The organism is Streptomyces sp. NTD107, from assembly GCF_059510435.1.
This window is the reverse complement of record NZ_JCAJZV010000007.1, coordinates 188041-214771: the sequence shown is the minus strand read 5'-3', so window position 1 is coordinate 214771 and position 26731 is coordinate 188041. Positions and strand designations below refer to the sequence as shown.

At 68.5% G+C, this 26731-nt stretch carries 27 protein-coding genes; 19 read left to right on the top strand and 8 right to left on the bottom strand.

What is annotated here, in order from left to right:
* Positions 1 to 471 precede the first annotated feature (471 nt).
* The 7 genes from AC5WRL_RS16675 to AC5WRL_RS16645 form a co-directional block, all read right to left on the bottom strand.
* Positions 472 to 786 (bottom strand): hypothetical protein, encoded by a 315-nt coding sequence (locus AC5WRL_RS16675; RefSeq protein WP_496089324.1) that lies wholly within the window; start codon positions 784 to 786, stop codon positions 472 to 474.
* 265 nt (positions 787 to 1051) lie between these two features.
* On the bottom strand, positions 1052 to 1486 hold the full coding sequence (locus tag AC5WRL_RS16670) for a hypothetical protein (RefSeq protein WP_496089323.1): 435 nt from the start codon (positions 1484 to 1486) through the stop codon (positions 1052 to 1054).
* Positions 1487 to 1634: 148 nt separating this feature from the next.
* On the bottom strand, positions 1635 to 2891 hold the full coding sequence (locus tag AC5WRL_RS16665) for a lanthionine synthetase C family protein (RefSeq protein WP_496089322.1): 1257 nt from the start codon (positions 2889 to 2891) through the stop codon (positions 1635 to 1637).
* Positions 2875 to 5754 carry a lantibiotic dehydratase gene (locus AC5WRL_RS16660; RefSeq protein WP_496089321.1) on the bottom strand — a complete coding sequence of 960 codons (2880 nt, stop codon included), beginning with the start codon at positions 5752 to 5754 and terminating at the stop codon, positions 2875 to 2877. The genes AC5WRL_RS16665 and AC5WRL_RS16660 overlap by 17 nt, the downstream gene beginning before the upstream one ends.
* Before the next feature lie 328 nt (positions 5755 to 6082).
* Positions 6083 to 7297 carry a methyltransferase, FxLD system gene (gene fxlM, locus AC5WRL_RS16655; RefSeq protein ID WP_496089320.1) on the bottom strand — a complete coding sequence of 405 codons (1215 nt, stop codon included), beginning with the start codon at positions 7295 to 7297 and terminating at the stop codon, positions 6083 to 6085.
* A gap of 729 nt (positions 7298 to 8026) precedes the next feature.
* A complete protein-coding gene (locus AC5WRL_RS16650) occupies positions 8027 to 8725 on the bottom strand; it encodes an SDR family NAD(P)-dependent oxidoreductase (RefSeq protein WP_496089319.1) in 699 nt (232 codons plus the stop codon).
* A gap of 11 nt (positions 8726 to 8736) precedes the next feature.
* Entirely contained in the window at positions 8737 to 10107 is a 1371-nt protein-coding gene (locus AC5WRL_RS16645; RefSeq protein WP_496089318.1) for an NsdA family TPR-like regulatory protein, read from the bottom strand.
* An 804-nt stretch (positions 10108 to 10911) separates the two neighbouring features.
* Here AC5WRL_RS16645 and AC5WRL_RS16640 point away from each other — a divergent pair.
* From AC5WRL_RS16640 to AC5WRL_RS16560, 17 genes are all read left to right on the top strand, one after another.
* Positions 10912 to 12099 carry an ATP-binding protein gene (locus AC5WRL_RS16640; RefSeq protein ID WP_496089317.1) on the top strand — a complete coding sequence of 396 codons (1188 nt, stop codon included), beginning with the start codon at positions 10912 to 10914 and terminating at the stop codon, positions 12097 to 12099.
* Positions 12099 to 12503, top strand: a complete 405-nt coding sequence (locus AC5WRL_RS16635; protein ID WP_496089316.1) for a roadblock/LC7 domain-containing protein — start codon at positions 12099 to 12101, stop codon at positions 12501 to 12503. Before AC5WRL_RS16640 ends, AC5WRL_RS16635 begins: the two co-directional genes overlap by 1 nt.
* Positions 12500 to 12883, top strand: coding sequence for a DUF742 domain-containing protein (locus tag AC5WRL_RS16630; protein ID WP_496089315.1), 384 nt, complete (start codon positions 12500 to 12502; stop codon positions 12881 to 12883). The genes AC5WRL_RS16635 and AC5WRL_RS16630 overlap by 4 nt, the downstream gene beginning before the upstream one ends.
* Positions 12864 to 13466, top strand: a complete 603-nt coding sequence (locus AC5WRL_RS16625) for a GTP-binding protein (protein ID WP_496089314.1) — start codon at positions 12864 to 12866, stop codon at positions 13464 to 13466. The genes AC5WRL_RS16630 and AC5WRL_RS16625 overlap by 20 nt, the downstream gene beginning before the upstream one ends.
* Positions 13463 to 14761, top strand: a complete 1299-nt coding sequence (locus tag AC5WRL_RS16620) for a cytochrome P450 (RefSeq protein WP_496089313.1) — start codon at positions 13463 to 13465, stop codon at positions 14759 to 14761. The genes AC5WRL_RS16625 and AC5WRL_RS16620 overlap by 4 nt, the downstream gene beginning before the upstream one ends.
* Before the next feature lie 23 nt (positions 14762 to 14784).
* Positions 14785 to 16080 (top strand): cytochrome P450 family protein, encoded by a 1296-nt coding sequence (locus AC5WRL_RS16615; RefSeq protein WP_496089312.1) that lies wholly within the window; start codon positions 14785 to 14787, stop codon positions 16078 to 16080.
* Complete coding sequence (locus AC5WRL_RS16610; RefSeq protein ID WP_496089311.1) at positions 16077 to 16715, top strand: FadR/GntR family transcriptional regulator; 639 nt, start codon at positions 16077 to 16079, stop codon at positions 16713 to 16715. Before AC5WRL_RS16615 ends, AC5WRL_RS16610 begins: the two co-directional genes overlap by 4 nt.
* 101 nt (positions 16716 to 16816) lie before the next feature.
* Positions 16817 to 17425 carry a helix-turn-helix transcriptional regulator gene (locus tag AC5WRL_RS16605; protein WP_496089310.1) on the top strand — a complete coding sequence of 203 codons (609 nt, stop codon included), beginning with the start codon at positions 16817 to 16819 and terminating at the stop codon, positions 17423 to 17425.
* Positions 17426 to 17459: 34 nt separating this feature from the next.
* Complete coding sequence (locus tag AC5WRL_RS16600; protein ID WP_496089309.1) at positions 17460 to 18164, top strand: hypothetical protein; 705 nt, start codon at positions 17460 to 17462, stop codon at positions 18162 to 18164.
* On the top strand, positions 18161 to 18766 hold the full coding sequence (locus tag AC5WRL_RS16595) for a response regulator transcription factor (protein ID WP_496089308.1): 606 nt from the start codon (positions 18161 to 18163) through the stop codon (positions 18764 to 18766). Before AC5WRL_RS16600 ends, AC5WRL_RS16595 begins: the two co-directional genes overlap by 4 nt.
* A gap of 35 nt (positions 18767 to 18801) precedes the next feature.
* Positions 18802 to 18945 carry a hypothetical protein gene (locus AC5WRL_RS16590; protein ID WP_496089307.1) on the top strand — a complete coding sequence of 48 codons (144 nt, stop codon included), beginning with the start codon at positions 18802 to 18804 and terminating at the stop codon, positions 18943 to 18945.
* Entirely contained in the window at positions 18942 to 20165 is a 1224-nt protein-coding gene (locus AC5WRL_RS16585; RefSeq protein WP_496089306.1) for a hypothetical protein, read from the top strand. Before AC5WRL_RS16590 ends, AC5WRL_RS16585 begins: the two co-directional genes overlap by 4 nt.
* On the top strand, positions 20165 to 20443 hold the full coding sequence (locus tag AC5WRL_RS16580; protein ID WP_496089305.1) for a helix-turn-helix domain-containing protein: 279 nt from the start codon (positions 20165 to 20167) through the stop codon (positions 20441 to 20443). Before AC5WRL_RS16585 ends, AC5WRL_RS16580 begins: the two co-directional genes overlap by 1 nt.
* A complete protein-coding gene (locus AC5WRL_RS16575; protein WP_496089304.1) occupies positions 20436 to 22175 on the top strand; it encodes a methyltransferase domain-containing protein in 1740 nt (579 codons plus the stop codon). Before AC5WRL_RS16580 ends, AC5WRL_RS16575 begins: the two co-directional genes overlap by 8 nt.
* A 39-nt stretch (positions 22176 to 22214) precedes the next feature.
* Positions 22215 to 22421 carry a helix-turn-helix domain-containing protein gene (locus AC5WRL_RS16570; RefSeq protein WP_496089494.1) on the top strand — a complete coding sequence of 69 codons (207 nt, stop codon included), beginning with the start codon at positions 22215 to 22217 and terminating at the stop codon, positions 22419 to 22421.
* A complete protein-coding gene (locus tag AC5WRL_RS16565; protein WP_496089303.1) occupies positions 22414 to 23349 on the top strand; it encodes an endonuclease/exonuclease/phosphatase family protein in 936 nt (311 codons plus the stop codon). The genes AC5WRL_RS16570 and AC5WRL_RS16565 overlap by 8 nt, the downstream gene beginning before the upstream one ends.
* A 46-nt stretch (positions 23350 to 23395) precedes the next feature.
* Entirely contained in the window at positions 23396 to 24307 is a 912-nt protein-coding gene (locus tag AC5WRL_RS16560; protein WP_496089302.1) for an endonuclease/exonuclease/phosphatase family protein, read from the top strand.
* A gap of 100 nt (positions 24308 to 24407) precedes the next feature.
* Here AC5WRL_RS16560 and AC5WRL_RS16555 read toward each other — a convergent pair whose 3' ends face one another.
* A complete protein-coding gene (locus tag AC5WRL_RS16555; protein ID WP_496089301.1) occupies positions 24408 to 25055 on the bottom strand; it encodes a 2'-5' RNA ligase family protein in 648 nt (215 codons plus the stop codon).
* A gap of 24 nt (positions 25056 to 25079) precedes the next feature.
* Between AC5WRL_RS16555 and AC5WRL_RS16550 the strand changes: the two genes are divergently transcribed.
* Both AC5WRL_RS16550 and AC5WRL_RS16545 read left to right on the top strand, forming a co-directional pair.
* Positions 25080 to 25835 carry a 7-carboxy-7-deazaguanine synthase QueE gene (locus tag AC5WRL_RS16550; protein ID WP_496089300.1) on the top strand — a complete coding sequence of 252 codons (756 nt, stop codon included), beginning with the start codon at positions 25080 to 25082 and terminating at the stop codon, positions 25833 to 25835.
* Between the two features lie 431 nt (positions 25836 to 26266).
* Positions 26267 to 26590, top strand: a complete 324-nt coding sequence (locus AC5WRL_RS16545) for a hypothetical protein (protein WP_496089299.1) — start codon at positions 26267 to 26269, stop codon at positions 26588 to 26590.
* Positions 26591 to 26731 lie beyond the last annotated feature (141 nt).

The window sequence follows — 26731 nt, the reverse complement described above, 5'->3', positions numbered from 1 at the left end:
TCAGATTGAGTGAAGACCGAGGGATATCACCCCTCAGCGATCACAGTTCAGGAAGATTTGACCTGAATTCGTTCACCCTCAACTAATTTTTCACCCCGCTCTGCCGGGAGGGCATATACGGCCCCCAGGTTCCTCTGGGGCAAGTGAGAATTTTTCCCCAGAACGCCAATCCGGGATGGAGAGGGTGAGTCGGCTGGGCGACGTGATAAACCAGAAAGTACATGGCGTCGATCAGCAGGAGCCCAGTCTCATTGGAGTAATGAGAGGAATCTGGGCCCGGCCCATTTCTGGGCCGGGCCTGCCACTAGGAGCGATTACGCTTGCGGGCGTCGAGGTGGTCGTCTATCACGGTGTCCACTTCTTCCGGATGGACGCGTTCGAGCTTGTCTATGAAGCCCGCTGTGCAATCCGCGCTGTGATCCACGACCCCGTCTGGGCGCTCATCGCAGCCGGCGCCGTTGCATACGCTCATCACGCCGACAACCAGAGCTGCGCGGCGGTCGCGGCCTTGGCCGCTGCTTGCACATCGGCCAGCACGAGCGAGTGGGACAGCCCGGTGTACGGGGCTCCTTCCAACTGCCAAACGCAGCCGTTCAGCGTTTCCGTGAACCAGGGCAGCTGGTCGGCCGGGTCGGTCAAAGTGACGCCGGACCGCCGGGTCGGCCGACCCCACAGACTCGGGTTCGGCACCCTCCTGATCGCGGCGATGGCAGCACGCGGCGCACGGCTATCCGTTGCGGCGAGCGCGGCCAGGGCGGCTGCCACCGAGCTGGGCAGCACGATCACGATCTCAACGTGAGGTTTGTTTCCGGCCAAAGAGGGCCGAACCTCGGCCACCGGTTGGGTGACCGGTGATGCATGGGGCATACTGAAGACCCCTCTCTTCTGTTCACAGCCTGGACAGTGGGTTAGGGAACTCGGCGGTCAGGGAATATCACTCCCTGGCCGCCATTTTCTTTATTGCCGATAATGGCAACAAGATCATCCTAGTGAACATTCGAGAATATTGCCAATATTTGCCCAGAATTCCGCATACTCTTGAACCGTGAATTCACGGAACCCGCACCCCTAAACCCAATGGGGAAAGGCGCGGGCGCCAGCGCTCACACAGTCGAATTCGCGCGGTGTCGCAACCGACCGCTAGCAAGGTGTCCAGCGTGCCGCGCCATTCGTAGGCGGCCTCGCCGTTGCCGGCTCGGGTGAGCAGCCGGGAGAAAATCACCAGGGGCATCAGCGACATGACGGCGATGTCACCGGTGAGCTTTCCGGCGTTAGCGAAGACGTGGTGCTGTCTCCAGCACAGGTCGGAGGCGATCAGCGCGGCGTAGTTGAGGATTCCGCAGGTGCGGGCCACCAGATCGTGGTGGCCCGCACCTGCGGGCGCGACGGTCAGCCCGGTGAGGTGGGTGATGCGCTCGTCCAGCGGGAGTGTCGGGGCTTTGTGGCGGCGGACCAGCGGCATGCGGCTGGCTATCGCGGGGATCACCGGTTCAGCCCTTGCGTGGCCAGTCGACGACAAGGCGGCTGTACGTCTTGTCGATGACGAAGCGCGGGTCAGCAGTGGTCAGCTGGTCGCGGGCGTCGAAACTGCTGAACGCCTAAACCACGCAATTCAGCATGTCTGTGGCAGGTGCTCAGGAGAGGAGCAGGAGAGCGTCCCAGGAAGTGGGAACCTGAGCCTCAAGTAGACCTGCATATTCAGCGAGAGTTAGAACGATCCCAGCAGCACCGGAAAGAAACCCGGGATTATCCCTCACGACGCCTGCCTCGGCTTGCGGGAAGCGAAATGGCCGTCGCACGTCAAAATGGTGCATAACATGTCGGGCAGCATTTTCAGCGGTTTGACTGGCCCTCGCGGCAGCTTGGAGAATTCCGGCGGACCCATGGCATATCCCCGGGCCTTCCGTGTCCCACTTATCTGGATGGGTAGTGGCCACCACGCTCGTTGCCTCACTGCCGACTTGGGCAAGAACCGGATCATGCAGGGTCTCTCCCGCGAGAGTGAGTGCACTGCCGACACCGGGGGCACCGAAGCACCATGCGTGACGTCTGCCGTCCAGTTGACGGAGAGCCTTGGTATCGAGGTGAACGCCCGTGATGAACGGCGACCACGTCCCCGCCACCTCTCGCCATTCGAGTAGCCAGCTCGCCGCAGCACGTATTGCATCCTTTTGCCCAGGGACGGTATGGCCTGCAGCTTGGCTGATGGACAGCAGAGCAAGGGGGCCGGCGATGCCGTGCGCTAGTCCGGTGGTCGCGGCTCCTGAGGAGTGAACGATCACGGTTCGAGGATGGTCCTTGGCTGGTAGCCACCATCCGGGGCGCGAGCCGTACTTGGTAAGTATCAGCGTGGTCAGGGTCGTGAGCGTTGCGGCCAGGCCCGGGTCAGCTTCGTCCCGATAGCCAGCAGCATGGGCGGCCATCAGGACACGCCCGATGCCGGAAAGTCCTCGGATGACGTCGTACACGGCCCACGGAGCACCGGGACGGCCTTGTTGAGCGCGATCCGCTTGGTGGCGGACGAGTCCCTGGGCGCGGGCGGACAGCCAGGTGGCGCCTTTGCTGATTGCTGCTTGGTGGCGGCTGGGGTCTGCGAGATAGCCCGATCCGATGATCAACGATGCGGCCAGGGCACCGGGCCCGGTGTAGATCCCGTTGGGTGAAGCCCTTCCGAGCAAGCGGGCAGCTTCTTCCCAATGACGGTCGGCTGCGCTGGCGAACTCTGATGAGAGGTGGGACAAGCAGGCGTGGAGCAGCGCGGTGCCGGCGAGTCCGTCGCTGAGCGTGGTGGCTGCTTGGGGGGTGAGAGCGGCGAGGACGCGTTCGTGGTCCAGGAGTGTGCGGGCCGTGCTGAGGGCGAGTTCGGCGGCGTGGTCAGTGCTGTGTCTCATGGGCCTGGAAGTGAAGGAGGTCGGTGGCCAGCGAGCGGGCGATGCGTTCGGGCCCGGGTTGTGTGCCCAGGAGCCGGTTGCAGTGCATGTGGACGATGTCTGAAGCGCACGCCGTGGCCGTTTGCGGGTCGTTGATCGTGGCCCGGTAGGTGGTCAGAGCTGCTTGCCGCGCTTTCCAGTCGTCGTTGAGCGCCTCCGGGATCAAGGACGCGTGCTCAGCACGTAGCCGGGCCCGGACATGGTCGCGAGTGCGCCTATCGGCTGCCGGGAGGGCTGGGTGCTGAAGGGCCCGGGTCTGTTCGTGGGTGAGCGCGCGGGCGATGTCCGCTGAGCACAGGGTGGCGAGAAGTAGCCGGTCATCGGGGGACGGGGCGAGGTTGAGGAGCCGGCTGGTGAGGATGCTGTCGGCGGCGAATACGTCTTCGACGGCGCTGATGGCGTCGGGTCCGCCGTAGCGTTCGGTTTCGGGCTCGTACGGTTCGAGTTGGAAGGGGCCTGCGAGCTGTTGTTCGGCGAGGTCGGCGCACCAGGTGGTGAGCAGGGGCAGGACGTGGGCGTTCAGGTGCTCGGGCTCTCCGTTGGCTCGGATGCGCAGGTGATCGCCGAGCGCGGGGGTGCGATAGCGCAGCCAGAACCAGCCGCTGAGATGTTCAACGACCGGAGCGAACAACTTGGGGAGCTGACGGAGCACCGCGTCCTGATGGGCGGCGGGTACGGGTAGAGCCGCCGAGAGCCAGTGCCCGCCAGGGAGGTGCAACGCGCTACGTCGGCGGGGCGCGGAGCGGGCGTCGGGGCGGCGGGCGGGAGGGTGGTCGCGCCGGGAGAGGTTGACCACCAGCTCGGCCAGGTGCCGGCCGTCCGGCCCTTCGACCACTGCACCAGCGGCGTGCGGGCTGCCGAGTGGCTCGGCGAGGGTCCGTGCTCCGCGCGCCACACTGCGGCGCAGGAGTTCACAGTCAGTGTCACGGCGCAGGTCCAGGGGGATGTGCCGATCGGCTTCCTCGACGACGGTCACCTCGGGCAGTTGCGGGGAGACCCGCCTTCTCCAGGCGTCCAGCGCTTCGTCCCAGGAGGAACGGTGGGAGACAGCTGCCACCACACTCTGGGGGAGCTTCCATCGAGCGGGAGCCAGCAGCACGTCCCGATAGCGGACCCGCGGGGTGAAGGGCGCATTGGTGGCGTGCCCCCAGGACCACGGGTGCCATGGGCGGGTCCCGGCGTGACCGGCCAGGCGCAGGAGGTTGGCCGCCGGGGGAAGAAGGCCGGGGGCGAGGCGGCTGAACAGCACGGGTATGACGGGCCGCTGGTGGCGTAGAGACCACACCATCAGGTGGTGGCCGCTCGTGGTGATCACCAGGTCGTCGGGGGTCAGGTCGCCTTCACGTTCAGGGACTCCGATGGGGATGCGGTGAGTGGCGAAGCCGGTTTCGGGGGTCAGCGCTGCGGGTGCCCCGACCTGGGGGCGGCACACGATCTCAGCGACCAGCGCTTCGCCGGGAGCTGAGCGCGCGGGGGCGAGCTGTCGAAGCCATGGGGCGAAGCGGCCCGAAGCGGCCCCCGCGTCCTGCGAACCCAGGCCACACACTGCGATGCCCAAAGCGCCGTGGTCGTGCCGCATGAGCCGTACGTGAATTTCCGCGCTGCGCGGGGGAGCGCTGCGGGCAGGGTGGGACAGCCGGTCGGCGAGCCCGTCGTGGACCGTCACCTCCATCTGGCCCGCAGCTATTGCTTCGGTGAGCAGCCGGGTCAGGACCTCTCCTCGTTGCGGGTCGAGGTCGTTGCGGGCCCCGAGGTCATCGGTCTCCGTCGGCGGGCCGATCCCGGTGACTGGGTCGATCGCCTCAAGCAGCGGAATCATCCGCTGGCGGCCGAACGTGCGGACGAACCGGTCGTGGTAGTCCGTCAAGGGTTCGGCGAGGTGACCGATACGCCACAGCAGGCTCGCGGCCTGGGCTGCCTGGATCCCGATGGAGGTGGGCAGGGACAGCGCCGCGTCGGCCAGGGTGTCCACCGCCAAGGGCCGCTCGACGGCGGCTATCTCGTCCATCACCGCCCGCGCGGCGCGCAGCAGCACCAGGCGCTCGCAGTCGCCGGGTGGCAGTTCGTCCGCTCGTGCCAGCAGGACCTGGAGGTGTTCCAGGTCCGGCCACACGGCGGCTGTGGGCGGCACGCGGTTGAGCAGATGGCTCAGTGGGTCCTCCCGCAGCTGCGAGGGGAGAAAGTCGGTGAGGAGCAGGCCCCCACGAACCAACTGCCGAACGGCGCCGAGCAGCATGTCCTGCGCGGCGGACGGGTACCGGGCGGCCAACCCGTCCAGGACGTCCTGGGCCGGCCGGGGGCGGCGGCAGCTTTCCAGCAGCCAGTTCGAGACGGCGGTGGCGCGCGCGCTGCTGCGCTGGGCGACACTCCGGTCCGGTGCGGGGTGTTCGGCTTCCCACCGGTCTCCCCGGCGCATCACCAGGTTGTTGGTGGTGAGATGGAGCCGGGGCAGCAACTGCGGGTCATCGAGTAACAGGTCGGCGAGGGCGGACAGCCACACCGGGCTGGGGGTCGTCACGGCCCGGTGGCCGCGGCTCAGGCCAAGCACGGTGCCGTCGCTGCTGAAGCGGGCAGTGGCTGCTCCGGCGAATACGCCGTGCGGGGTGGTGCGGTGCCGGGAACGGATGTCGTAGGCCCGCCATGTGGCGGCAAGCCGCGCGTCACGGGCGAGATCCGAGTTAGTGGCGCGGGCAGCGGCGCGGGATGCTAGGAACACCCCCTCTGCGAGGAGACCGTCATCGTGCTCCTGCTGTGGAGGGTCGGCGGGCCTCAGCGGGATACGAACGAGAGCTGTGGGCTGATGAACGAACACGTCGCGGGGCATTCATGCCTCCCATACCAGTCCGGGCACGGCCGATCGGCCGTGCCCGGACGCTGACCAGTCGGGGTTACACCAGGGCGCAGTTACCGAACACGGGCGGCCCATCGGGAACGGCGCAACCGGTGGTCGCACCGGTGGTCGGGGAGGCCCCGCAGCCGTCGCCGGTGCACGGCTCGGAGTCAGCCATTGCCCGGCTGATCTCCGTGAGATCGCTGGTCGTTACGTCGAGGTTGAAAGCGTCCGCTAACACAGTCGCCATGTCTGTGCTCCTTGATAGGGAGATCCAGTGGTTGACCCGGCCGGTCGGCCGGGGGTCTCAAAGGGGTGGTGCTCAGGGCGAGACCACCAAGCGCGAGTACGGGTTGGCGATGACCTGTCCCTGGGGCAGGCGCTCCAACGGGTACTCGACGCGGTAGGCGCGGAAGACGGGCTCGAAGGTGCCGCGCCGGCTGCTGCCGTTCCATTCCCGGACCTGGGCGGCCAGCACTTCGGCGAGGGCTTCCCCGTCCGGCCCGTAGGCGCGGGCGCCCAGTTCGAAGCCGTTCTCGGCAGCGCGGATAGTCAGGTACGCGAGGGTGTCGCCTCGCCAGGTCGCGGCGGTCTCCAGCGTCCAGCCGCTCAGGCCGGCTTCCACCGCCTCAGCGCTCGCGCGGATCCGCGCGAGCGGCAGGGTGCTGATCAGCCACAGATCCAGCGACGGCAGAACGCCTTCGCCAGGGCCGAGTACCGCGCCGGTCCACACCGTGTGCGACTGCCCGGCAGCGACGGCGGCCGTCAGCGCCTGCTCGTCAGCTTGCTGGTCATCCCCCATCATAAGGAGGAGCCCATGGCCATCCAGGTTGATGGTCCGCCCGCCGTGCCGGTTGTCGCCCTGCATGCCCACGAAACCGCAGACTGTGCGGCCTAGGCTCCGAAGGTGATCACCGTCGCGCTCGAACGCGATCACCTGACGGGTCCCACGCACGCTCAACGGCACGACCAGCCGACCGTCCTCGGCAAGCTGATCGGACCACGACTGCGGCAGGTCCGGGGCCTGGACCGTCACCATGATGACGTCCCAGCCGCCCTCCGGAACAAGTTCCTTGGGGGCACCGTAAGTGCCGTCCGCGCACAGCACGCTCACCCGATCCGAGTAGCCGGTCTCAGACAGCAGCCGTTCCGCCCGCTTGGTCACCTCCGGGTCGATGTCGATGCTGAGAACCTGCCCCTGCTCGCCCACAATGGATGCCATCAGCGCGGCGTTGTAGCCCCCGGACCCGATCTCCAGCACCCGCATGCCACGCCGCAGACCGGACAGCTTCAGCATCCTCGCCTGAACCCACGGTGCAGACACGGAGCTGATCGGGTAGCCAGCCTCGTTCCGCTTCGTGATCACGGCGTCGTTCGCGTAGGCATCCTCCAACGCCACGCCCGGCGCGAACCGATGCCTCGGCACCTCGCGGAACGCCCCCTCGATCTCCTTCGTCAGCCCCTCCGGGCGAAGTTCTTCAATGAGCCGCTCAACGAACTCATCGGACGACGCCTGCTGGGCTGTGTCAACGGTCATAACCGAGCCTTCCGCTGTGGTGCCAGGCCATCGCAGAGCTTCGCTGCAGTGACATGGTGGTGTCGGGGGGTGTTCAATCGGATACTCTTTCAGAGGGTGCTGTTCTCGATTACCTCTTCACTGTTGATAGGCCAGATGTCGCGCCACGGTTGGCAAGCGACGGGGCGGGGGGCTGCGCCGCCGCACGCAACATCCCGCGCCCAGCGCCCTGGTACAGGCTGCGTCGTGCCCGTGTCATCACCACTCCGTTCTTGGTAGAGGGGTGCGGGCCGGACAGGTAGACCCGTCCGGCCCGCACCGCCCGCTGAGCCGACTTGGCCTACGAGGTGACGCAGGCGCTCGGGCAGGAACTGCCGCAGGTGTCACCGGTGCTGCACTGAAGGGCCGTTTCAGCCGCAGGCGTTACTGTCTTCGGTGGTCGGCTGCCCGGCGGTGACCGAGTGCGTCAGTTGATCGGTCATACGTCTCTCCTTGAAGTAGTGCGCTGATAGTGCGAGGTCCCCGGGGGTCTGTTCTTCACGCGAAGCACAGACCGCAGGCCCGCTTGTGAGGTGAGGAGCATGACGAACGTCCGTCTTTTCCCCTCACATGACGTCCGGTACTGGGCCGCCTTCGTAGATCCGATTGCCGGGCGATACTCCGTACGACCCATGTATCTGGTTTTGACCGTGTGGTACACGCGCCTACTGCTGCGGGGACTATAATGATCGGCGCGATTTTGCGCGCCACCTACCACGGAAGATGGTTTCCGTCAAAGAACAGCTGCCCACTGGGGCCATCATCAGGAAGAGTAGCTAGCCGTATGGGCGCCTCCGCCGCGTGTGCAGTGGTCCGGCCTGATTCTCGGTAGGCAATGCGAGTTTTGGTTCTCCCAGGAGAAACAGCATTGACAAGAATGTTACTTCCCTCAGCAATCATCTCCGACGCCAGTATGCGAGTCAGAGCGTTCAGCCCGGCCTTGGAGATCCGGTAGGAAACGTTCCCGGGCTCATTCATGTTGGCGATGGATCCGAGGTGACTACTCATATTGACGATGCGCCCGTAGTTATTCTTCTGCATTTCGGGAATGGCTGCCGCCGAGACACGCCATGCGCCGAGCAGGTTGGTGTTGAGCGTGGCGTTGATTCGCTCGAAGTCTGGGGCCGCTGCGCGTTGTCCACGGTCGATAGCGACTGCGGCATTGTTCACAACGACATCGAGGCGTCCGAGCTGGTTGCTGATGTCGGCGACGGCTCTACACACGCTGGCGGGGTCAGTGACGTCGAGTTGGTGGGCCGTGGCTGTCCATCCCTCGGCAACCAGTTCATCTGCCGCGTGCACACCCGCCCTCTCGTCCCGCGATCCAAGCACCACGTGGAGGCCCCGGCTGGCCAAACCTCGCGCGATCGCCAGCCCGATACCGCGGTTCGCACCGGTCACCAGTGCCACACGAGTGACGTTCATGATGCCCTGGTCAGGGCCGAAAGCTGCTCGTCCAAGTCGGTCACTCGGGGGTCCTTCTTGCCGAAAGGAAGTCTGGCACGGGCGTTTCGCAGGCGCTGGAGATTCCGCTCGGAGGGCGCTCGCTGGAGGAGGGGGATTGCATCGCTCATGAGCTGGCTCGCGAAGTCGTGGTTGCCAAGCCGACTCTGCGCCGCTGCACGACGGGTCACATATGTACCACGGTCTCGGATCTTGGACCCGGGCAGCATTCTCAACGTCCTGTCCAAGTAGTGGTCCGCTTTTTCATGGTGGCTAGAATTCTGGCCCATTGCGCCGAGGTCCAGGTAACACGTTCCCACCTGGGCATAGAACTCGCCATCGTCGAAATAGCCGATCCAGGTCGGGTTTTCATCGGTGCTCTCTGCCCGTTGGACAGCGCTCTCGGCTTCGCTGAGAAGCCGTTCGCAAGCAGCGTGATCTCCTAGTGCTGCGTGGGCTCGGGCCTCGCGCAGGGCGAACATCGCCAGCGTCCGCGGGGTCGCGCCCCCTGCGCCCTCATAAGCACTGCGTGCCAAAGCCAGTGCTTGTGCCGGCTGAGCGAAGTCATAGCACTGAAGCGACATAGATTTGACGATATTGGAGCCCAGAATTCGGTCATTGGCTGTATGGGCGGAGTGGAGAGCAGCCGTCCAGTACCGCTGGGCTGCCGAGTGGAGGCCGGCGTCAAATGATGCCCAGCCTGCCATCCGACCCAGCTCGGCGGCCAAGGCGTGAAGTTTGTACCCGTTCTCGGTCGTGTAAGAGGATTTCTCGATAACTTCGGAGACGAGACCGAGTTCAGCGTCGATGAGTTGACGAGCACGCGCCCCTCCATGCTCCGCCTCCAAGAAGCGCAGCCGCGGCAGGCCGTCTTCGAAACGACCGATGAAGGCAGCGTCGATCCGGGCACCGTTGATGGCGGCGGCAAGCGTAGCTGGTTCTATGGCAAGCCACTCGGTAGCGATGCCCACCATGGCAGTTCCTGTTAGCTTCATGAATCCCCGGCGGTCGCGCATGCCGTACTCCAGTGCGTTCTCCAGGGCAGCGACACTGCCCGCCTGTGTCCATCCAAAGTCTGTTCGGATGGGGTCGCCAGTGGGGAGCCAGCGCGGCCACGGCTCTTCCAACAGCAGCTGATGCGAGACCTTCAGTTCTGTGGCCAGCGCCCGCTCACTGGGCTTGTCCGGCCGAACTCCCTTGTTCTCCCACCGCCAGACCTTTCCTCGATCTTCCGACCCTCCGATCCGGCGGGCAACGATTTTCGCGACATCCTGCTGCGACCACCCTTGCAGATGGCGCACGTACGCGAGTGGATGTGTGTACGTCTCCTGGCCCTGAGCAGATGGCACGTCTTCGTCCTTCCCCTGATGGGGGGAACCTACGTCTCCAGGATCAGCTCCTGACGCGATCGGCGCCGGAAGACTACATCGAGACTACAAGCGCGCTATGGCGCCCGTATGAACTCCTGCGCTTGGCTTAACCCGTTGGAACCCCTTGGCGGTACCGCTCTCGGTTCTCTGTGGAACCGCTTCGGGACGATGGAAGCGAGCTGAATCCCTCGCGGCAATACGCGCGGCCACAGTTGGACTGCCGTCGTACCGGATGGTGAGTGCCTGATCTTCCCCTGTATCAGGTGACCCGGGTCGGCGGCGTGCCCCGTGCACGACCACCCCGGTCAGTGGCCCGTGCACGGGGTCTGGGCCGGCGTCTCTGCCACGTGATGCCCGCCCAGTCATCGATCTTCTCCAGCAATGGGGGCGGTCTCCCTGTTGGTGGTGCGGCTCGTAGATGAACGCTGACATTTTTTGGGGTTTGTGATGTTTTCAGATCGTTTAGCGAGTCGCCTGGCTGGTCGGCGTTGGCATCGGCCTGTCACAGCTGGGGCAGGCACGGCCGGTCTGCTGGTGGCTCTGGCATTGGTGGGGCCAGCGGTGGGGGCGAGCCGGGGCGGCGTGGGGGAGCTGGCGCCGCGGGGCTGGGCACCGGGGGCCTGGGAGGTCCCGGCGCCGGATTCACCGCCGTCGTCGGTGTTCGGTCCGGGTGTCTGTGTGGATTCCGGGCGCATCGCGGTGCGGGCGTGAGACCGCCAGGGCGGGTTGCCGCCGAATGTTGCGACTGTTCCGATGCCGTTTCGTCTATCTGAGGATTCGTTAGTGTTTGTTCCATTTGTTGTGCTGTTGCTGGTCGGGTGGATGCTCACCTGGTGGTGGGGCTGCCGCCGGATACGCGCTCTCCGCTCGGACGTGGAGGAGTGGGAGAGCGCTCTCGGTGACCTCGCGGAGCGGCTGTGTATCGACGTCGACGAGTACGGTCCGGGCCCGGTGGACGCTGTGGTGGCTGCGGTCGAAGAGCACATCAGCGGGCTGAGGGAGGAAGGGGAGGCGCGGGCGGAGGATGCGGCCCGGGGTGCGGTGGCTGTGCTGGCCCGGTCGATGACCGCGCTGGTCGGTGAGCAGCAGGGGGCGGCAGCGCAGATGCAGGCGCGGCATGAGGATCCGGCGGTGGTCGCCGATGCGATGGCTCTGGATCACGGGGCAGCGCAGCTGGGGCGGAGGGCACAGGTGTTGGGGGTGCTGGCGGGGGCGTGGCCGGGGGTGCAGCGGGAGTCGGCCTCGCTGCTGGATGTGGTGCGCGGTGGGGCCGGCCGGATCCGGGATTACCAGCGGGTGCGGGTGGTGGGGGGTGAGGACCCACAGGTCGGGGTGGAGGCGCGGGCGGTGGAGCCCCTGGCGCTGGCCCTGGCGGAGTTGATGGACAACGCGGCCAGGCACTCCGAGCCGTCGGCACCAGTGGAGGTGTCGATCCAGGCGACGCAGACCGGTATCGCGGTGCGGGTGGATGACGCGGGGGTGGGTCTGCGGACGGAGGACCAGGAGATCGCGGACCGTCTCCTCGCTCCGGGAGGTGACATTGGCCGGGTGCGGCTGACCGAGTTGCGGAATCCGCCGAGATTGGGCTGGGCGGCGGTGGGGGTGCTCGCCGCGCGGTACGGGTTCGCGGTGAGCGTGGGGCAGCCGTCCCCGTACGGGGGTGTGCGGGCGGTGGTGCACATCCCGCAGGCGCGGCTGGTGGCGGTGGAGGAACCGCAGGTGCGGCCGGTGGTGGTGCCGTCGGCGCCTCCCGCAAGCCGTTCCGGTACGGAACTGGGCGTCGGTCTGCCGCGCCGGCGCAGAAGTTCGCCCGGGCCCCTCCGGGCGCCGGGAGCCGACCGCAAGAGCGTGGCCGACCGCAAGAGCGCGGCAGTGCTGGGGGCGTTCGTGCGCGGCGCCAGACGCGGCCACGGCAGTGAGACGGACACGGATTCGATGACCAACAACGACGGGACGGAGGAGCCACAGTGATGAACGACGTGGGCTGGGTGCTGGACGAGGAGATCATGCGGCAGCCGGAGACGGTGCACGCGTTGCTGCTGTCCGGGGACGGCCTGGTGACCGCGGTGTCGAAGGACACCGGGCGGGCGCTGGCGGAGCGGATGGCGGCGGCGGTGGCCGGGGTGCAGGCGCTGTCGCGGGAGGCGGCGGAGTTCGCCGGCGCCCACGGCGACGGGGCCGCGTGGGAGCAGACGTTTCTCCAGTTCGCCGGCGGCTCGGTGATGGTCATGGCGGCCGGCGAAGGTTCGTATCTGGCGGTGTCGGTGACCGCGAAGGCGAATGTGGAGGCCGTCAGTGAGGCCGCCGCCAAGGCGATTGGGCGCCTGGGTCACGTGATGGGCGTGGATGCCAGGACACCGGACGGTGCGGCGTGAGCGGCCAGGGCCGCCGAAGGCCGGCGCTGGTGCGCTCCTATGTGGTGACCGGCGGACGGGCCGTGCCCAGTCGCAATGTAATTGACGTCGCCACTCTCGTGATGCTGCCCCCGGCCGTCGTTGCCGGTGGCAGGCCCGCCGCGCAGGACCAGGGCGGGATGGTCCCGGAGGGCCGGGCGGTGGTGCGGCTGTGCGGCCCGGGCGCGCTGAGCGTGGCGGAGATCGCGGCTCACCTGGACCTGGCGCTGCCGGTGTTGCGGGTGATCCTCGCGGACCTCATGGACGCCGGCCACGTCACCACCCGGGCCCCGATCCCCGTAGCCGAACTGCCCGATGCCGCCATATTGCAGGAGGTGCTGGATGGACTCCGCGCGCTCTGACACCGCCTACCTGACCGGTACCGAGAGAGCCGTCAAGATCTTGATCGCCGGCGCTTTCGGCGTGGGGAAAACGACGTTCATCGGCTCGCTTTCGGAAATCCGGCCGCTGAGCACCGAGGAAACCCTGACCCAGGCGAGCGTCGGCACCGACGACCTCGCGGGCATCGAGTCCAAGACCGAGACCACGGTGGCGATGGACTTCGGCCGCCTCACCCTCGTACCGGGCCGCATCGTCCTCTACCTGTTCGGCGCCCCGGGCCAGGAACGGTTCTTGCCCGTGCTGACCGATCTGTCCACTGGCGCGCTGGGTGCCTTGGTACTGGCCGACACCCGTCGCCTGGACGCCGCGTGGCCGGTGATGGAGCGCATCGAGGAGATGGGCCTGCCGTACGCGGTCGCGGTCAACGAGTTCCCCGACACCCACCCCTACGGCACCGCCCAGCTGCGCACCGCCCTCGACCTCGCGGACGAAACGCCCCTGGTGCGGTGCGACGCCCGCGAACGCGACTCCACCCGCAACGCGCTGGTCACGCTCGTGGAGTACGTCCTGACCCGCAGCCGGAATGCGGAGGTGGCGCGGTGAACACCACATCAGGCACCGGGAGCTGCCCGTTCGGCGGCGCCGGCACTCCGTCCGCGCCGGCAGCGGCAGGAGACAGTCCGATTCCGCCGAAGGGCGGGCTGGTGCCCCTGCACGGTCCGGCGTTCAGCGCCGATCCGAGGGAAACCTACCGGCGGCTGCGGGAGATGGGGCCGATCGCCGCGGTGGAGGTCGCCCCCGGCGTGGAGGGCATGGTCACCACCACCTACCAGGCCGCCCTGCACCTGCTGCGCAACACCCCCAACCTCTTCGCGAAGGACCCGAGGGGCCAGTGGGCGGCGTGGGAGCAGGGGCGGATCGCCCCGGACAGCCCGGCGCTGGCGATGATGCGCCCGCGCGACAACGCCCTGTGGATGGACGGGCCCCCGCACATCCGGCTGCGCGGTGCGATCACCGACAGCCTGGGCAGGGTGAACTCCCACCACCTCCAGGACGCCACCCGGCAGATCGCCGACCAGCTGATCGACCGATACTGCGCGAGCGGCGGGGCCGATCTGATCGCCGACTTCGCCGGCCCACTCCCGGTATTCGCACTCGCCTGGATGGCCGGCGCCCCGCAGGACCTGGGCCAGGAAATCGCCCACTGCCTGGCCCGGCTTTTTGATTCGGCCGAGGATGCCGCCGCCGCGAACCGGCAGTTGGAGGCGGCGTGCCTGCGGCTCGTGCACTTGCGGCGGCAGCGGCCCGGTGTCGACGTCACCTCGCACCTTCTGGCGCATCCGTCGCGGCTGACGGATGAGGAGATGGTGCAGACGATCCTGCTGCTGATCGGCGCCGGCACCACACCGGCCACCTGCCTCATCGGCAACGCCCTCGCGTTGTTGATCAGCGAAGACGCGTTCGCTGGCACGGTGGAAGACGGAGCCGTGGCCATCGCGGATGTCCTGGACCACGTGCTGTGGGAGGACCCGCCGGTGGCCAACTACAGCCCGCTGTATGCCAGGAACCCCATGGTCTACGAGGGTATTGCTCTGCGGCCTGGTGTCCCGGTCTTGGTGAGTTTCGCCGCTGCCAACGCCGAGCTGGCCACCGCGAATACCGCCGCCCAGCTGACCGGGAACCGCGCGCACCTCGCATTCTCCGCCGGGGTGCACGCCTGTCCGGTGCCGGGGCTGGCGCGGGTGCTGGCCGAGACCGCGATCGAGCGGCTGCTGGACCGGCTCCCCGGCATCGCCATCAGCGGCCCGCGCCGCCGCCGGCCGGGGACCTTCACCGCCGGCTGGGCCACCCTCCCCGTCGACTTTCCCCCCACCACCCCTACCGGAGGCACCGCATGATCGACCCCTACCGGAAACAGCGCATGGCTCAGATCACCGACCAGCCCGACAGCCCGCGCTGCCCCTACCGCCCCTACCGCCTCGACCCCACCGGCGCCGACATCCAGGCCGAGGGGGCCGTCCTGCGCGCCCTGGGCCCGGCCACGGAGGTTGAACTCCCCGGCGGCATCACTGCCCAACTGGTCACCGACGACGGCCTGATCCGCCGTCTGCTCGTCCACCGCGACATTTCCAAGGATGTCCGGTCCCACTGGGCCGGCTATCAGGATCTGCCTGCGGACTGGCCACTGCGCACCTGGACGGATGTGACCAACATGCTCACCGCTTCCGGTCCGGAACACAGCAGGCTGCGGCGCCTGGTCGCCGGAGCGTTCACGAAACGACGCGTCATGGCGCTGGCTCCGGTTGTCACCGCGATCACCGGCAGGCTCCTGGACGAGCTGGGCGCCGCGTCGTACGGGGGTGAGAACAGCGGAGGCCACCGGCCGGTGGATCTGCGGGCGGGTTTCGCCTACCAGCTGCCGCTGGAGGTCATATGCCACCTGCTCGGTATCCCCGGCCACAGGGAGGCCGGCGGGCCCGATATGCGCGATGGCATGCGCAGAACCGTTGAACGGTTGTTCCGGACCGACCTCACCCCCGAGCAGGCCAGCGCCAACACGGCCCAGCTGTACGGGATCCTCGAACGCCTCATCGCCCTCAAACGCGCCGAGCCGGGTGATGACCTCACCAGCGATCTCATTACGGTCCGCGACACCGGCGACAGGTTGAGCGAGCAAGAACTGATCGACACGTTGCTTTTGGTGGTGGGTGCGGGCCACGAGACCACCGTCAACCTGATCACCCATGCCGTCGTCAGCCTGCTGAGCCACCCTGACCAGCTGGCCCTCATCCAGCGGGGATCCGCGACGTGGCTGGATGCCGTGGAGGAATCGCTGCGCTATCAGGCCCCGGTGGCGACCTTGATCATGAGGGCTGCCGTACGGGACGTGCACGACGCCGAGACCGGGCTCCTCTTCAACGCCGGGTCCGCCATCGTCATCGGCTATGCCGCCGCCAACCGCTCCCCTGCCGTCCACCAGAAGCCGGACACCTTCGACATCACCCGCGCCGGGCCCGGGCACCTCGCGTTCGGCCACGGCACGCACTACTGCCTCGGCGCCCCCCTCGCACGTCTGGAGGCCGACATCGCGCTGGCTTCGTTGTTCGCTCGTTTCCCGGACCTGCGCCTTGCCGATGACGAGTTGCTGGAGCCGTTGCCGTCGTTCATCTCCAATGGCCACCGAGCCGTTCACGTTCACCTCGGGGGCCGGGCATGAGCGATGTGCCGGTGAGCCAGTTCGAAGCCACCCTCAACCGTCTCGGTCAGTTCGCCGCGATCTCGCGGCCGGGGACCGTGATGTCGATCAAGCAGCTGCGGGCGGACTACGGCGTCAGCAGCACCACAGCCCGCGAGGCAGCGCGCGCTCTGGAGACCGTGGGGATGATCAGCCTGCGGCGGCAGGTCGGTGCCGTCGTCAACCCGCGTGCGGACTGGTCCCTGCTGCACCCGGCCGTCATCGGCTGGCGGCACGAAGGCCCCGACCGCGTCCACCAGGAACACGAACTCGCCGCTCTCGCTGCGGCGATCGACACCGCCGCAGCCGGCCGGATCACCGAACACGCCGCTGTGGACCTGCGCGGCCACGCCGCCGCCATGATCGAGGCCGACCGCGACGGCCTGCCCACCCTCATGGCATGGGAGGACAGGCGCTTTCACCTCGCGCTGGCACGCAGCAGCGGGAACGCCCTGTTCACCCACATTGCCTCCGTCATCGCCAGCCATGCCGAAGCCACCGGCAGCCCCTACTGCCACGCCCCCGCTGCGGCGCACCGGGATCTGGTCAAGGCCGCCGGTCGCGCCGACCCCGTCGCCGCGACTGATGCCGTCACCTTGCTGTACACCACTCGCTGAAATCAGGACGACAAGCATATGAATCACCAGACGCTGACGGGCGAACTGACACCACGTACGGCCGGTGATCCGGGCGGCCCGATCGGCAGTGGAGGCGAACCGTGCACGGGCCAGCCGGCGCGCCGGTCCTGACCGCGGTGCACGCGGAGGATGCCGTGACCGAGGCCGGCCTGCACGGGATGGTGCGCGCCCAGCCGGGCGTACGCCTGTGGGTCGAATCGGACGGTGGCGGGCCGGATGTGCGGCTGTTGGCGCTGGACACCCTGGAGCAGCCCTCCCACATCCGCCGGCTGCGCCAGCTCTGCAGCACGTCGGAGGCGCCCGTCGCGGTCATGGTCACCGAGCTGTACGAGTCCAGCATCGCGCAGGTGGCCGACACCAGCGTCCTTGGCGTCGTCCGCAAATCGGATGTCACTCCGGGTCTGCTTGCCGAGGTGATCACGGCGGTGGCCCGCGGTCACGGCTACGCCCCGCCCGATCTCGTGCCGGCTCTGCTGCGCGGAGTACCGCTGGCGACCGGCGGGTTCTCGGACCGAGACCTTGATGTCCTGCGGCTGGTGGCCGCCGGCCGCACCGGCGCCGAGATCGCCCGTCAACTCGCCTACTCCGAGCGCACGATCAAGAACATCGTCCACGGGGTGTGCGTCCGGCACGGCCTCAACTCCCGTGCGGAAGCAGCCGCGTTCGTCACCCGCCGCGGCCTGATCTGACCACCACCCCAGCCACCAAAGGACACCTGCCCCCGTGCTCATCGTGATGAAAGAACCGAAGGCCGCCCGGCTGGCCTCTCTGTTCTGTCACCAGACCTACGAGTACTCCGTGACGGACCTCGCGTGGAAATTCCACATCTCCGAAGCGCGGGTCGTAGAACTCCTTGCCGAGGCGGGCATCGTCGTGGGCCCGGACAGCGCACCAGGTGAGGAAGCGCCGCCCGCTGCCGTTCCCGGCCAGGAGAAGCCAGTGCTGGAGCGGGGACCGGCCGCACCTGCGCGGAACAAGCCGGGTCGTGTTGAGCAGCCCGCCGATCCCGTCCAGGTGACGCCCGTCCGCCTGCCGGGTCCCGTAGCACCGGCCCGGAGCCAGCCGGTCCGGGTCCAGGAAACTGCCACTCCTGCCGGGGGCGAGGCGATCCGCGTCCACAAGCCGGCCGCGTCCGCCGACGTGGCGGCCGACGCCACGGTGGACGGGAGCATCGCCCTCAGCCGGCGGATCCAGTACCGGTTGACGGCCGGGCAGTCCACGGGCCGTATCGCCCGTGAACTGGAGCTGCCGCTGGGCAGGGTCGGTGCCGAGCTACGCGGATCCCGCACTTTGAGCCGCATCGTGAGGGAGATCCTGCGACTGCGCGACGCCGGACGGCCCGACCACCTGATCGCTCAGGACCTCGACCTCGACCCGGGAACGGTCAACGAACACCTGGCCGCTCATGCCGGGCCCCGCCGCCGATGACCGCAACCACAAGCCCTCGCACGGCTGTTCGTGCTGCAATCCAGGCCCCCGACCCCCTGGCCCGGATCGGCCTGACCACGCTCCTGGCCGGCCACCACGGCATAAAACTCACCGAGCCCGGTGCAGGTGACGCCGAAGTGCTGGTGTTCGTGGTCGAGACCATTGACCGCGACGCCGCCGCAACGCTCCAGCGAGCACGGGCCGCGACCCGGACACCCCTGGTGGTCGTGCCGTCCGAACTGACCGGGGACGGCCTGGCCCGCGCGGTGTCCGCCGGAGCACGCGGGATCCTCCCGCGCACCGCAGTCACCCCCGACCGGCTCGCCACCATGATCACCGCCGTGGCCGCGGGTGACGCCTACCTCGGTGACCGCGCCCTCGATGTTCTGCTCACCCATCTCACCGCGAAACCCGGGACCGTACTGACCGACCGGCACCGGCAGATCCTGCGGCTGCTCGCCGAGGGCGCCAGCACCTACGTCATCGCGCAGCGGCTCCAGGTGACCGAACACACCGTCAGCGCGGATGTGACCCGACTGATGGACCTGCTGCGCTGCCGCACCGCACCGCTCTCGTCGCCCGCGTTGTACGCGACGAGCTGATCTGACCTACCTCCCCGAGAACCAGAAAGAGATCGATGCCCGAACCCGAGATGCCCGAACCCGACCCGACCGGTGTCCGTTATGCCGCCGCGCTGTCCGCGCTGGGCCGCCCGCTGGATCACCCGGGCCGGTACGGCCGCGCCGATCTGGCCCGCCTGCTCCACCAGGAGGACCGATGAGTACCCGCCGACTCCAACTCGGCCTCACCGCCGCCGAGGCGCTGCGGAAGCTGAGCGTGCTGCCCGCCGGGAGCACACTCAGTGTGGGTCTGGCGGCGGCGGTGTGCGGGTGCCCGCTCGACGAAGCCGGGGCCCTGGTCGCCAGTTTGGTGTTCTCCGGGCGCCTGGAGGAGCGCACCCCGCCCGGTGAAGGGCGGTTTGTCCTCACTACCACGGCTCGGGAGATGTGCCGCGGCCTGATCCGGCCGGACCGCTCCGATGTGCTGCGCTGCTGGACCGACTGGCTCCTGGTGCACGCCACCCGGGCCGGTGCGATCCTGACCCCCGAGCACCGCCCCCTGCCACGCACGTATCAGCGGGTGCGCCCCTCCAGCCTGTCCGGTCAGAGCGAGGCCCGGTCCTGGCTGTACGCCTACCGGAGAGATCTGATCGCCGCCGTGACGGTGGCGGCCGACCGGGAGTGGCCGCAGGTGTGCTGGCAGCTGGTGGATGCGATGTGGCCGCTGCTGATAGGAGGTGAGCAGCGCGACACCGCCATCGGGCTGTATCGCGAGCACGGTGTGCCGGCGGCCCGGGTGTGCCGGGACCCGGCGGTCCTCCACCGGATGCTGGTCAACCTCGCCGCCGCCCTGCACGCGGCCGGGGACGTGGAGGAGGCGCTGGCTGTGCTGGGGGAGGCTGCAGCCGGTGCCCGAGAGCACGAGCGGCATGGTGAGCAGGCTGATGCCCTCCATGAGATCGCCGGTCTGCACTGCGACATGCGGGAGTTCGAGCCGGCCGCCGCCGCAGCCAGTGAGGCCCTGAGCCTGCGGACGGCCCTCGCCGACGGGCACGGCGCCGCCCGCACCCGGATCCTGCTGGGTGACATCACCAGCCTGCGCGGCGACCACCAGATCGCGATCGGTCACCTGGAGCGCGCCAGAAGGGACCTGCTCGCGCATCGCGACAGCGGGGCCGCCGCCCTGGCCCTGACGGTGCTCGGGTGGGCCTACGGCCGCGCCGGCCGCGGTGAGGACGCCGACCAGTTCCTGAAGCTGGCAGGTCAGGAGTTCGCACGTGTGGAATCCGCCCCCTGGCAGGCCCGCACCGCAGAGTGGCGCGGCCTCAACACCCAGCGGCTCGGTGAGCACGACGCCGCCGGCGAACACTTCACCACCGCCGGTATCACCACGGCGGCCAGCCCCAGCGACATTCTCCCCGCGAAAGACACGACGCCCTGATGAAACAGCCCGCCGGCCCATTCCGCCGGCCCCACGCCAAACCGGACGACGACGCCACCCAGCAACGACTCGTCGCACACCCCGTCAGCCGCTACGAGGACGACGGCTACTCCATACGCGACGCCGAGGAGACCGGGCGCGGCTGCACCACCATCCACCAGATTCTCACCGGCGCCGGGGTGCGGCTCCACCGCCGCGTTGGCGATACCAGGTCGGCCGCAGGCGCTGCGCGGCGGCGCGCGGCCCGCCGCTCACGGAGGAACACCAGCGATGCCTGAACCCGACCACGGCAGCCCCCACCCCGGCCTCGCCGCGCCGTCCCCCGCTCCGGCCCGGCCCGAGCGGCAGCCGTGGGCCCTCGAACTCGCCGACGCCGGGCTGGAGCCGCAGGTCCCCTACCCCGGCACCGCCGGCACGCCCTGGCCCGCCATCTGCGTCACATGCCGGCAGCCCCGCCGTCCCACGCTCACCCAGATCCGCGCGGGATGGACATGCCGCCACCAGATGCACACCCTCGCCCCGGGCGACGCCGAGGCGATCATCCGCGCGGCGGGCCTGGCCTCCATGGAGCCCTACCCCGGGCCTGTGAGGCGCCGCTGGCACCTGGTCTGCACGGACTGCGGCATCCCCCGGCGGATAGCGGTGCGTGACATCCTGACCGGCGGTTTCGTCTGCCCCCACACCCCGCCGGCCCCGGTCGCCGCCGGCCGCCGTATCACCCCCGGCGACGCGGAGGCCGCCGCGCGGGCAGCCGGGTACGAGCCGCTGGAACCCTACCCCGGTCTGACCGGCGACCCCTGGCGCGTGCGCTGCACCGTCTGCGATGCGGTGCGCGCCCCCACCCTGCACACCCTCCGCAAGGGCGAGCGCTGCCGCCACACCGCCAGCAACAACCTGTGGACGGAGCCGGACAGCCGCAGCGCCGAAGAGCGGGCCCGTCAGGGCCTCGCCGACGAAATCTGCCCACCCGGCCGCCCCTCGCCCTGGCGGGAGATGTTCGCCCAGGTACCCAGGCACCACTTCCTCCCCGCCTACTACCTGCGCACGCCCAGCGGACTGCAGCTGATCACACCCACCGACCCCCGCTACCTGCCCCTGGCCTACTCCGACCAGCCGCTGGTCACCCGGCTTGCCCCGCCACGACAGGGCCACCCCGTGGCGGTTCCGCTGTCATCGAGCACCCAGCCCAGCTTGATGGTCGCCATGCTGGATGCCCTGGACGCCGACGTCGACCAGCAGATCCTCGACGTCGGCACCGGCACCGGCTACCAAACCGCCCTCTTGTGCGAGCGGTTCGGCGACGGGGCCGTCACCAGCATCGACCTGGACCTCATGGACCACGCCGCTCAGCGGCTGGCCACCGCCGGCTACCGGCCGCGCCTGGTAACCGGTGACGCCACCACCCACCGCGACGGCACCCGCTACGACCGGATCATCGTCTCCTGCGCCCTCACCCGCATCCCCGACCACTGGCTCACCGATCTCACGAGCCCCGGGTCCGTCATCGTCGCACCCATCGGATCCGGCATCGCCCGCCTCACCGTGACCGGCCCCGGCACCGCGACCGGCCGCTTCCTCGACAACCCCGTCTACTTCATTCCCCTGCGGCAGCCGACCGCACCGCACGCCGGGACCGACAGCCCCCGCTCCTCCACCACCATCCTGCGCCCGAACGACGTTCTCACCGACGACCAGGACCTCCACCCCCACCTGGAGTTCCCGTTGAGCATCGCTCTTCCCGGCCTCCAGTGGCGCACCGTCCCCGGCCCAAACGGCCCGGCGAACAGCATCCGGATCACCACCCCCGACGGCTCCACCGCCATCGCCCACCCCAACGGCACGCTCCACCAACGCGGCCCCCAACGACCGTGGACCACGATCGAGCACCTTCACACCCTGCTCTCCGGTGAACACCACATCCACCGGGCCGACTTCGGCCTCGACATCACACCCGGGCAGCAGACCCTGTGGTACCGCGCCCCCGGCAACACCGTGTGCACCCTCCCGTGACACCTCACACCACAACCATCACCCGGAACGGAGCCCGTCATCACCGACATCACCCCCGGCGGCAAGCTGCTCACCGTCAAGGAGAGCGCCACAATCCTCCACGTCTCCACGATGACCGTCTACCGCCTCATCGACAGCAACCTGCTGCCCGCGCTCCGCATCGGGAAGCGCTCCATCCGCATCCCGGAGAGCGACCTCCGCACCTACCTGAACCACGCCCGGGAAGGACAGAACAACGATGGCTGAACCCGTGATCACGATCATGACCTTCAACCTGGAGGTCGACGGCGGCGCCGACGAGGGCGGCCTCCCGCCCGAGCGGTGGCGCGCCGCCCACGAGGACATCATCGCCCCGCGCCGGCCTGACCTGTTGTTTCGCCAGGAGGCGACGTTCAGTCACTTCAATGGTCGCAGGCGCCTGCATGCCGCCGAGCGGGCCTTAGGGATGCGGGGTTTCCTCAGCCCTACGCGCGGCGGCCGGAACCCCACCGCGCTGTTCGTCGGCCCCGCCTTCGAGGTCCGCGAGCAGCACGAACACCTCCACACCTGGCGAACCCCGCTCACCAACATCGTCGGCCGCCTGGCCGGATGCCCACGCGACATCGTGATGGCCAGCTGGCACTGCGCCTTCAACAGCCCCACCACCCGGCGAATGGAGGCCGAGGAACTGGCCGCGCTCGCCGACAAAATGAAACAGGGCAAGGCTTTCATCGGCGGCGGTGACTGCAACGAATACCCCGCCACCGTTCCTGGGATGCCGGAGACGGTTCCGCCGATCGACTGGGCGGACCCCGCCATCACCGACCGGGCCCACGTCGTTCATCGCACCAACCGCGGCCCGGACGGAGCCTTGGTCAGCTGCACGTACGTGGATCAGACGCTGTTGCGCTGCGGACTGCACGACCCCGCCCGCTACGCCGCCCACACCCTCGGCCAGGCCGGCGCGCTGGATGCGACCGCTGGCCACGCCGCCACCGGGCAGGGTGGCGGCCGGCGCATCGACCGGATCTATCTCGACCCCTGGCTCGTCCAGGCCGTTCTCGCGGTCAACGTGATCGACACCGCTGGAGTGAGCGACCACCACGGAGTCGAGGTGGTGCTGGCGCGGCGGAAAATGGCCGAGGCCCTGCAACGCGAGTTTCCGCCGCTTCCCCCGCTGGACTTGAACGCATAGCCGACCAACACCGGGAGAATTCATGCGATTTGTTACATACAATCTGATGGACCTCGACGCGACGCACGGCGACCGGTACGAGCGGATCGTGCAGGTGATCGCGGATATGGATCCCGACGTGATCGCGGTCCAGGAGATCCTGGGATCGGCCCCGTATCTCGCGGGGGGCAGCCTGCTGCAGCTGGCCGCCGACACCGGGCTGAGCTGCAACACGATCCGACACCCTGTGTACGACGAGATGGCGTGGCCCGCCCTGGCGTCGGCAGTGAGTCATGAACCGTACGACGAGCGGGACACCAACCCGCGCCGGTACCACACCGGGCTGATGTGGCGCCCCGGAATCCAGCCCGTCTCCGGAGGGTGGCGGCCCTACAGCGACGGCCGAGATTTCTGGCATTCCATGGCGACCCTCGTTCTGGATGCCGGTGGAACGAAGATTAAGTGCGGGAGTTTTCAGGGTGATCCGTTCCGGCCGGATCACCGCTACAACGAGGCCCGCAGGGTGGTCTCCGCAGTGCGTGACCGCAGTATTCCCGGGATCATCGGGATGGACGCCAACACGGCGTCCTCCGACCGCCGGGCGGAGGATGGCGAGTTCTACGACCCGGACTACTGCACCCGCGCCACCAACACCGAGGACCTCGTCTATCAGGTTGTATGGGACGAGGACCCGGACGCGCCGCCGGTGGTCGACCGGCGCGCGGCCGAGGTGATGCGCCGGGGAAGGCTGCTCGATGTGGCGCCCGCCCTGGCGGCGCCGTGGGAGGCCACGACCGGGCACTGGACGGGGGAGGACGGGGGCACCGCCGATCCGTGGGGACCGCGCCGCATCGACCACATCCGCGTCACCCCCGATCTGCTGCCCGCACTGCGCGCCTACCGGGTGTGGCGCACCCCGGAGGCGCTGCGGGCCTCCGACCACCTGCCCGTGATGGTGGATGTGGATCTGCCCCGGTGATCGGTTCGCGATCGGAGTGTCCCGCTCCGTGGTGACGTCCTGCATGTTGCCGCGCAGTCTCGTTCGGCCGGCCGGGCGTTCCATCGCGCGATCGCTGTCCTTATGCCGTAGCGCCACCCAACGGGATCGTCTCCCAGGTGTCCCAGGTGATGGTCTTCTCGACATGGTTGGCGACTGCGTTGACCAGCGCGACTGCGTCGATGTGCAGCGGCGCGTGGCTGGGGCGTACTCGGCGTAGGCGGCGGTGGATCTCGTGGTAGTGATCCGGCTCGACTGCGGCGGTGGCGTACGACTCCGTCAGGTGCAGAACACCGGTCTCGTACGTGGTGGCCGCAGGGCCGAGCACGGTCTCAAAGGCCATTGTGGCTGCGGTCCGCAGCTCGTTGAGCGGCTCATCGGGCCCGAGATCAAAAACGATCCCGGTGCCGTAGGCGAGCGGACTGCCGACGGTGATGGTGAAGGGGGCGATGGACTTCATCTGCCGAGTCAGCTCGGCGGCCAGGGCCTGCCGTTCTCCTGCGGAGACCTCGGCGGCGGCCTTGGCGCTCAGCTGGTAGAGGGTGATGTGAAGCCAGTCGTCGCCTACGTGGGTGAGCGGGTCGTCCTTGGTTGCCTCACGGACGCCCCGGATGAGTTCGGAGAGCTGCGGCTGGCGTTCGAGATCAACGGCGACGTACGCGTGCAGGAGGGACGGCGCGCTCTCCGCCCTCCAGCGGTCTTTGCCCTGCTGGAACGTGAACGGCTTCATGAGGGCTCCGATGGATGGTGAGGGATGACGCTGAAAGTTAGTCAGGTTTTCGGTCCGGCGATTCAGGGTGAAGGAAGTGCAGCCGGACGGCACTGCCTTTTCGTGCGGTTGTTCGGGTGCAATCTGGCGTGCTGGTGGTGCGATACGGCATACACCTGGGCGGTTACCGATGAGAAGGCCGCCAGGACCCGCAGCGGGCACCGCTACGCCCATGATGACCCGGCTCTCGGCGAGAAGCTGATGTCGACGGACGATGTCCTGGACCGGCTAATGGCGTTGTGGGATGTGCAGCGGCGGCCGACGATCGTGGTGGTGTCGGGCGGGGAGCCGATGATGCAGCAGAGGGAGCTGGTCCCCCTGCTGGAGCAGCTGACCACCTGGGGCACCGAGATCCACGTCGAGACCGCCGGCACGATCGCACCCGTTGCCGCCGTCGACTCACACATCGCCCGGTACACGGTGTCGCCGAAGCTGGGGAACAGCCGGAACCTGCTGTCCAGGCGGTTCAAGCCGGAGGTGCTGGCGGCCCTGCGGGATACGGAAAGGGCCTGGTTCAAGTTCGTCGTCACGGCGGACTGGGAGAAGGACCTGGAGGAGGTTGACCGGGTTGTCGAGGAGGTAGCGGTTCCTCCGTCGAGGGTGATGGTGATGCCCGAGGGATCGGACGGCGCAAAGAACCTCGTCATTGCGCGGGAGGCGGCCGACGCGGCCATGCGGCGGGGGTACGGTCTGTCGCTCCGCATGCACGTCCTGCTGTGGGGGGATGATCCCGGTCGGTAGATGTTCCGGATCAGCCGTGGTCGGAGGTCCGCGCCGCTCGTCCCTGCCGGCGGGCCGGTGGCCGGGACTTCCCGCTCGGCTGTGAGGGCCGCCGCCGGGATGGGCCCGGTCTCCCTGATCACCGCGATGTTCACCGTGTTCTGCTCGGGACGACGGTGTCGGGGGTGCCGGGGTGAGGTCAGGCGCGGGTCGGGCAGTGGCTCGTGCTCATCCGTTTTCGCTCGGGCCAGCGTGAAGAGCACCGGTGGCCGGGCCGGGGTGTGTATCAGGTGGAGCCGCTGTCCCCAAGAAGTACGGCGGGGCCGGCGCGTGGTAGCTCGTAGCGGCACTTCCTCGGCCCCGGCACCACACCACCGCCCACACCCTTTACCGCCTCGCGGTCGGGAACCGTAGGGCATCATGGGCATCGGCAGGCCGGAGCAGGAGGGTTCATGAGCGGGAACTTTGCGCCGTGCGAGACATGTCGGCATCTGGCACGGCGGGTTCGAACCGTCGGTGACCATGCCACCGGCGCCACGAAGGGCGCGGAGATGCTGTTCGGCCTGCACCTGCTCACCGAGCATCCCGGCCTGCCGGTACCCGAGGCCGATCCGGACTGCCCGGACTGCGCGGATCTCCTGGCCCTGCCCGCGGACGACTCCGCCAACGATTGCATTACCCGCGACGAGCTGCTGCGACAGCACCGCATGAGCCACCGCCTCCACCAGGTACCGGATTTCCCACCGCCGGTAGCCGGTAGCCGCCCCTCGTACTGACCAGCGGCTGCCGCCAGACGCTCGCGGACCGGACAGCGCAGCCCCACCGTCAGGGGCAATGCTCGCCCTGCACCTTCACCGTACTGCGGGGCCGGCAGCTGCCGGGCGGCGTGCCAACCGCAGGACGGGTCAGGATCCGCG

Bases quoted from the DNA above. Each gene is read 5' to 3' on its own strand.
- AC5WRL_RS16610 (WP_496089311.1), top strand. From the start codon at position 16,077: ATGAGCGATGTGCCGGTGAGCCAGTTCGAAGCCACCCTCAACCGTCTC.
- AC5WRL_RS16565 (WP_496089303.1), top strand. From the start codon at position 22,414: ATGGCTGAACCCGTGATCACGATCATGACCTTCAACCTGGAGGTCGAC.
- AC5WRL_RS16555 (WP_496089301.1), bottom strand. From the start codon at position 25,055: ATGAAGCCGTTCACGTTCCAGCAGGGCAAAGACCGCTGGAGGGCGGAG.
- fxlM (WP_496089320.1), bottom strand. From the start codon at position 7,297: ATGACCGTTGACACAGCCCAGCAGGCGTCGTCCGATGAGTTCGTTGAG.
- AC5WRL_RS16550 (WP_496089300.1), top strand. From the start codon at position 25,080: ATGACGCTGAAAGTTAGTCAGGTTTTCGGTCCGGCGATTCAGGGTGAA.
- AC5WRL_RS16560 (WP_496089302.1), top strand. From the start codon at position 23,396: ATGGACCTCGACGCGACGCACGGCGACCGGTACGAGCGGATCGTGCAG.
- AC5WRL_RS16615 (WP_496089312.1), top strand. From the start codon at position 14,785: ATGGCTCAGATCACCGACCAGCCCGACAGCCCGCGCTGCCCCTACCGC.
- AC5WRL_RS16590 (WP_496089307.1), top strand. From the start codon at position 18,802: ATGCCCGAACCCGAGATGCCCGAACCCGACCCGACCGGTGTCCGTTAT.
- AC5WRL_RS16635 (WP_496089316.1), top strand. From the start codon at position 12,099: ATGAACGACGTGGGCTGGGTGCTGGACGAGGAGATCATGCGGCAGCCG.
- AC5WRL_RS16660 (WP_496089321.1), bottom strand. From the start codon at position 5,754: ATGCCCCGCGACGTGTTCGTTCATCAGCCCACAGCTCTCGTTCGTATC.
- AC5WRL_RS16665 (WP_496089322.1), bottom strand. From the start codon at position 2,891: ATGAGACACAGCACTGACCACGCCGCCGAACTCGCCCTCAGCACGGCC.
- AC5WRL_RS16625 (WP_496089314.1), top strand. From the start codon at position 12,864: ATGGACTCCGCGCGCTCTGACACCGCCTACCTGACCGGTACCGAGAGA.
- AC5WRL_RS16580 (WP_496089305.1), top strand. From the start codon at position 20,165: ATGAAACAGCCCGCCGGCCCATTCCGCCGGCCCCACGCCAAACCGGAC.
- AC5WRL_RS16585 (WP_496089306.1), top strand. From the start codon at position 18,942: ATGAGTACCCGCCGACTCCAACTCGGCCTCACCGCCGCCGAGGCGCTG.
- AC5WRL_RS16545 (WP_496089299.1), top strand. From the start codon at position 26,267: ATGAGCGGGAACTTTGCGCCGTGCGAGACATGTCGGCATCTGGCACGG.
- AC5WRL_RS16575 (WP_496089304.1), top strand. From the start codon at position 20,436: ATGCCTGAACCCGACCACGGCAGCCCCCACCCCGGCCTCGCCGCGCCG.
- AC5WRL_RS16595 (WP_496089308.1), top strand. From the start codon at position 18,161: ATGACCGCAACCACAAGCCCTCGCACGGCTGTTCGTGCTGCAATCCAG.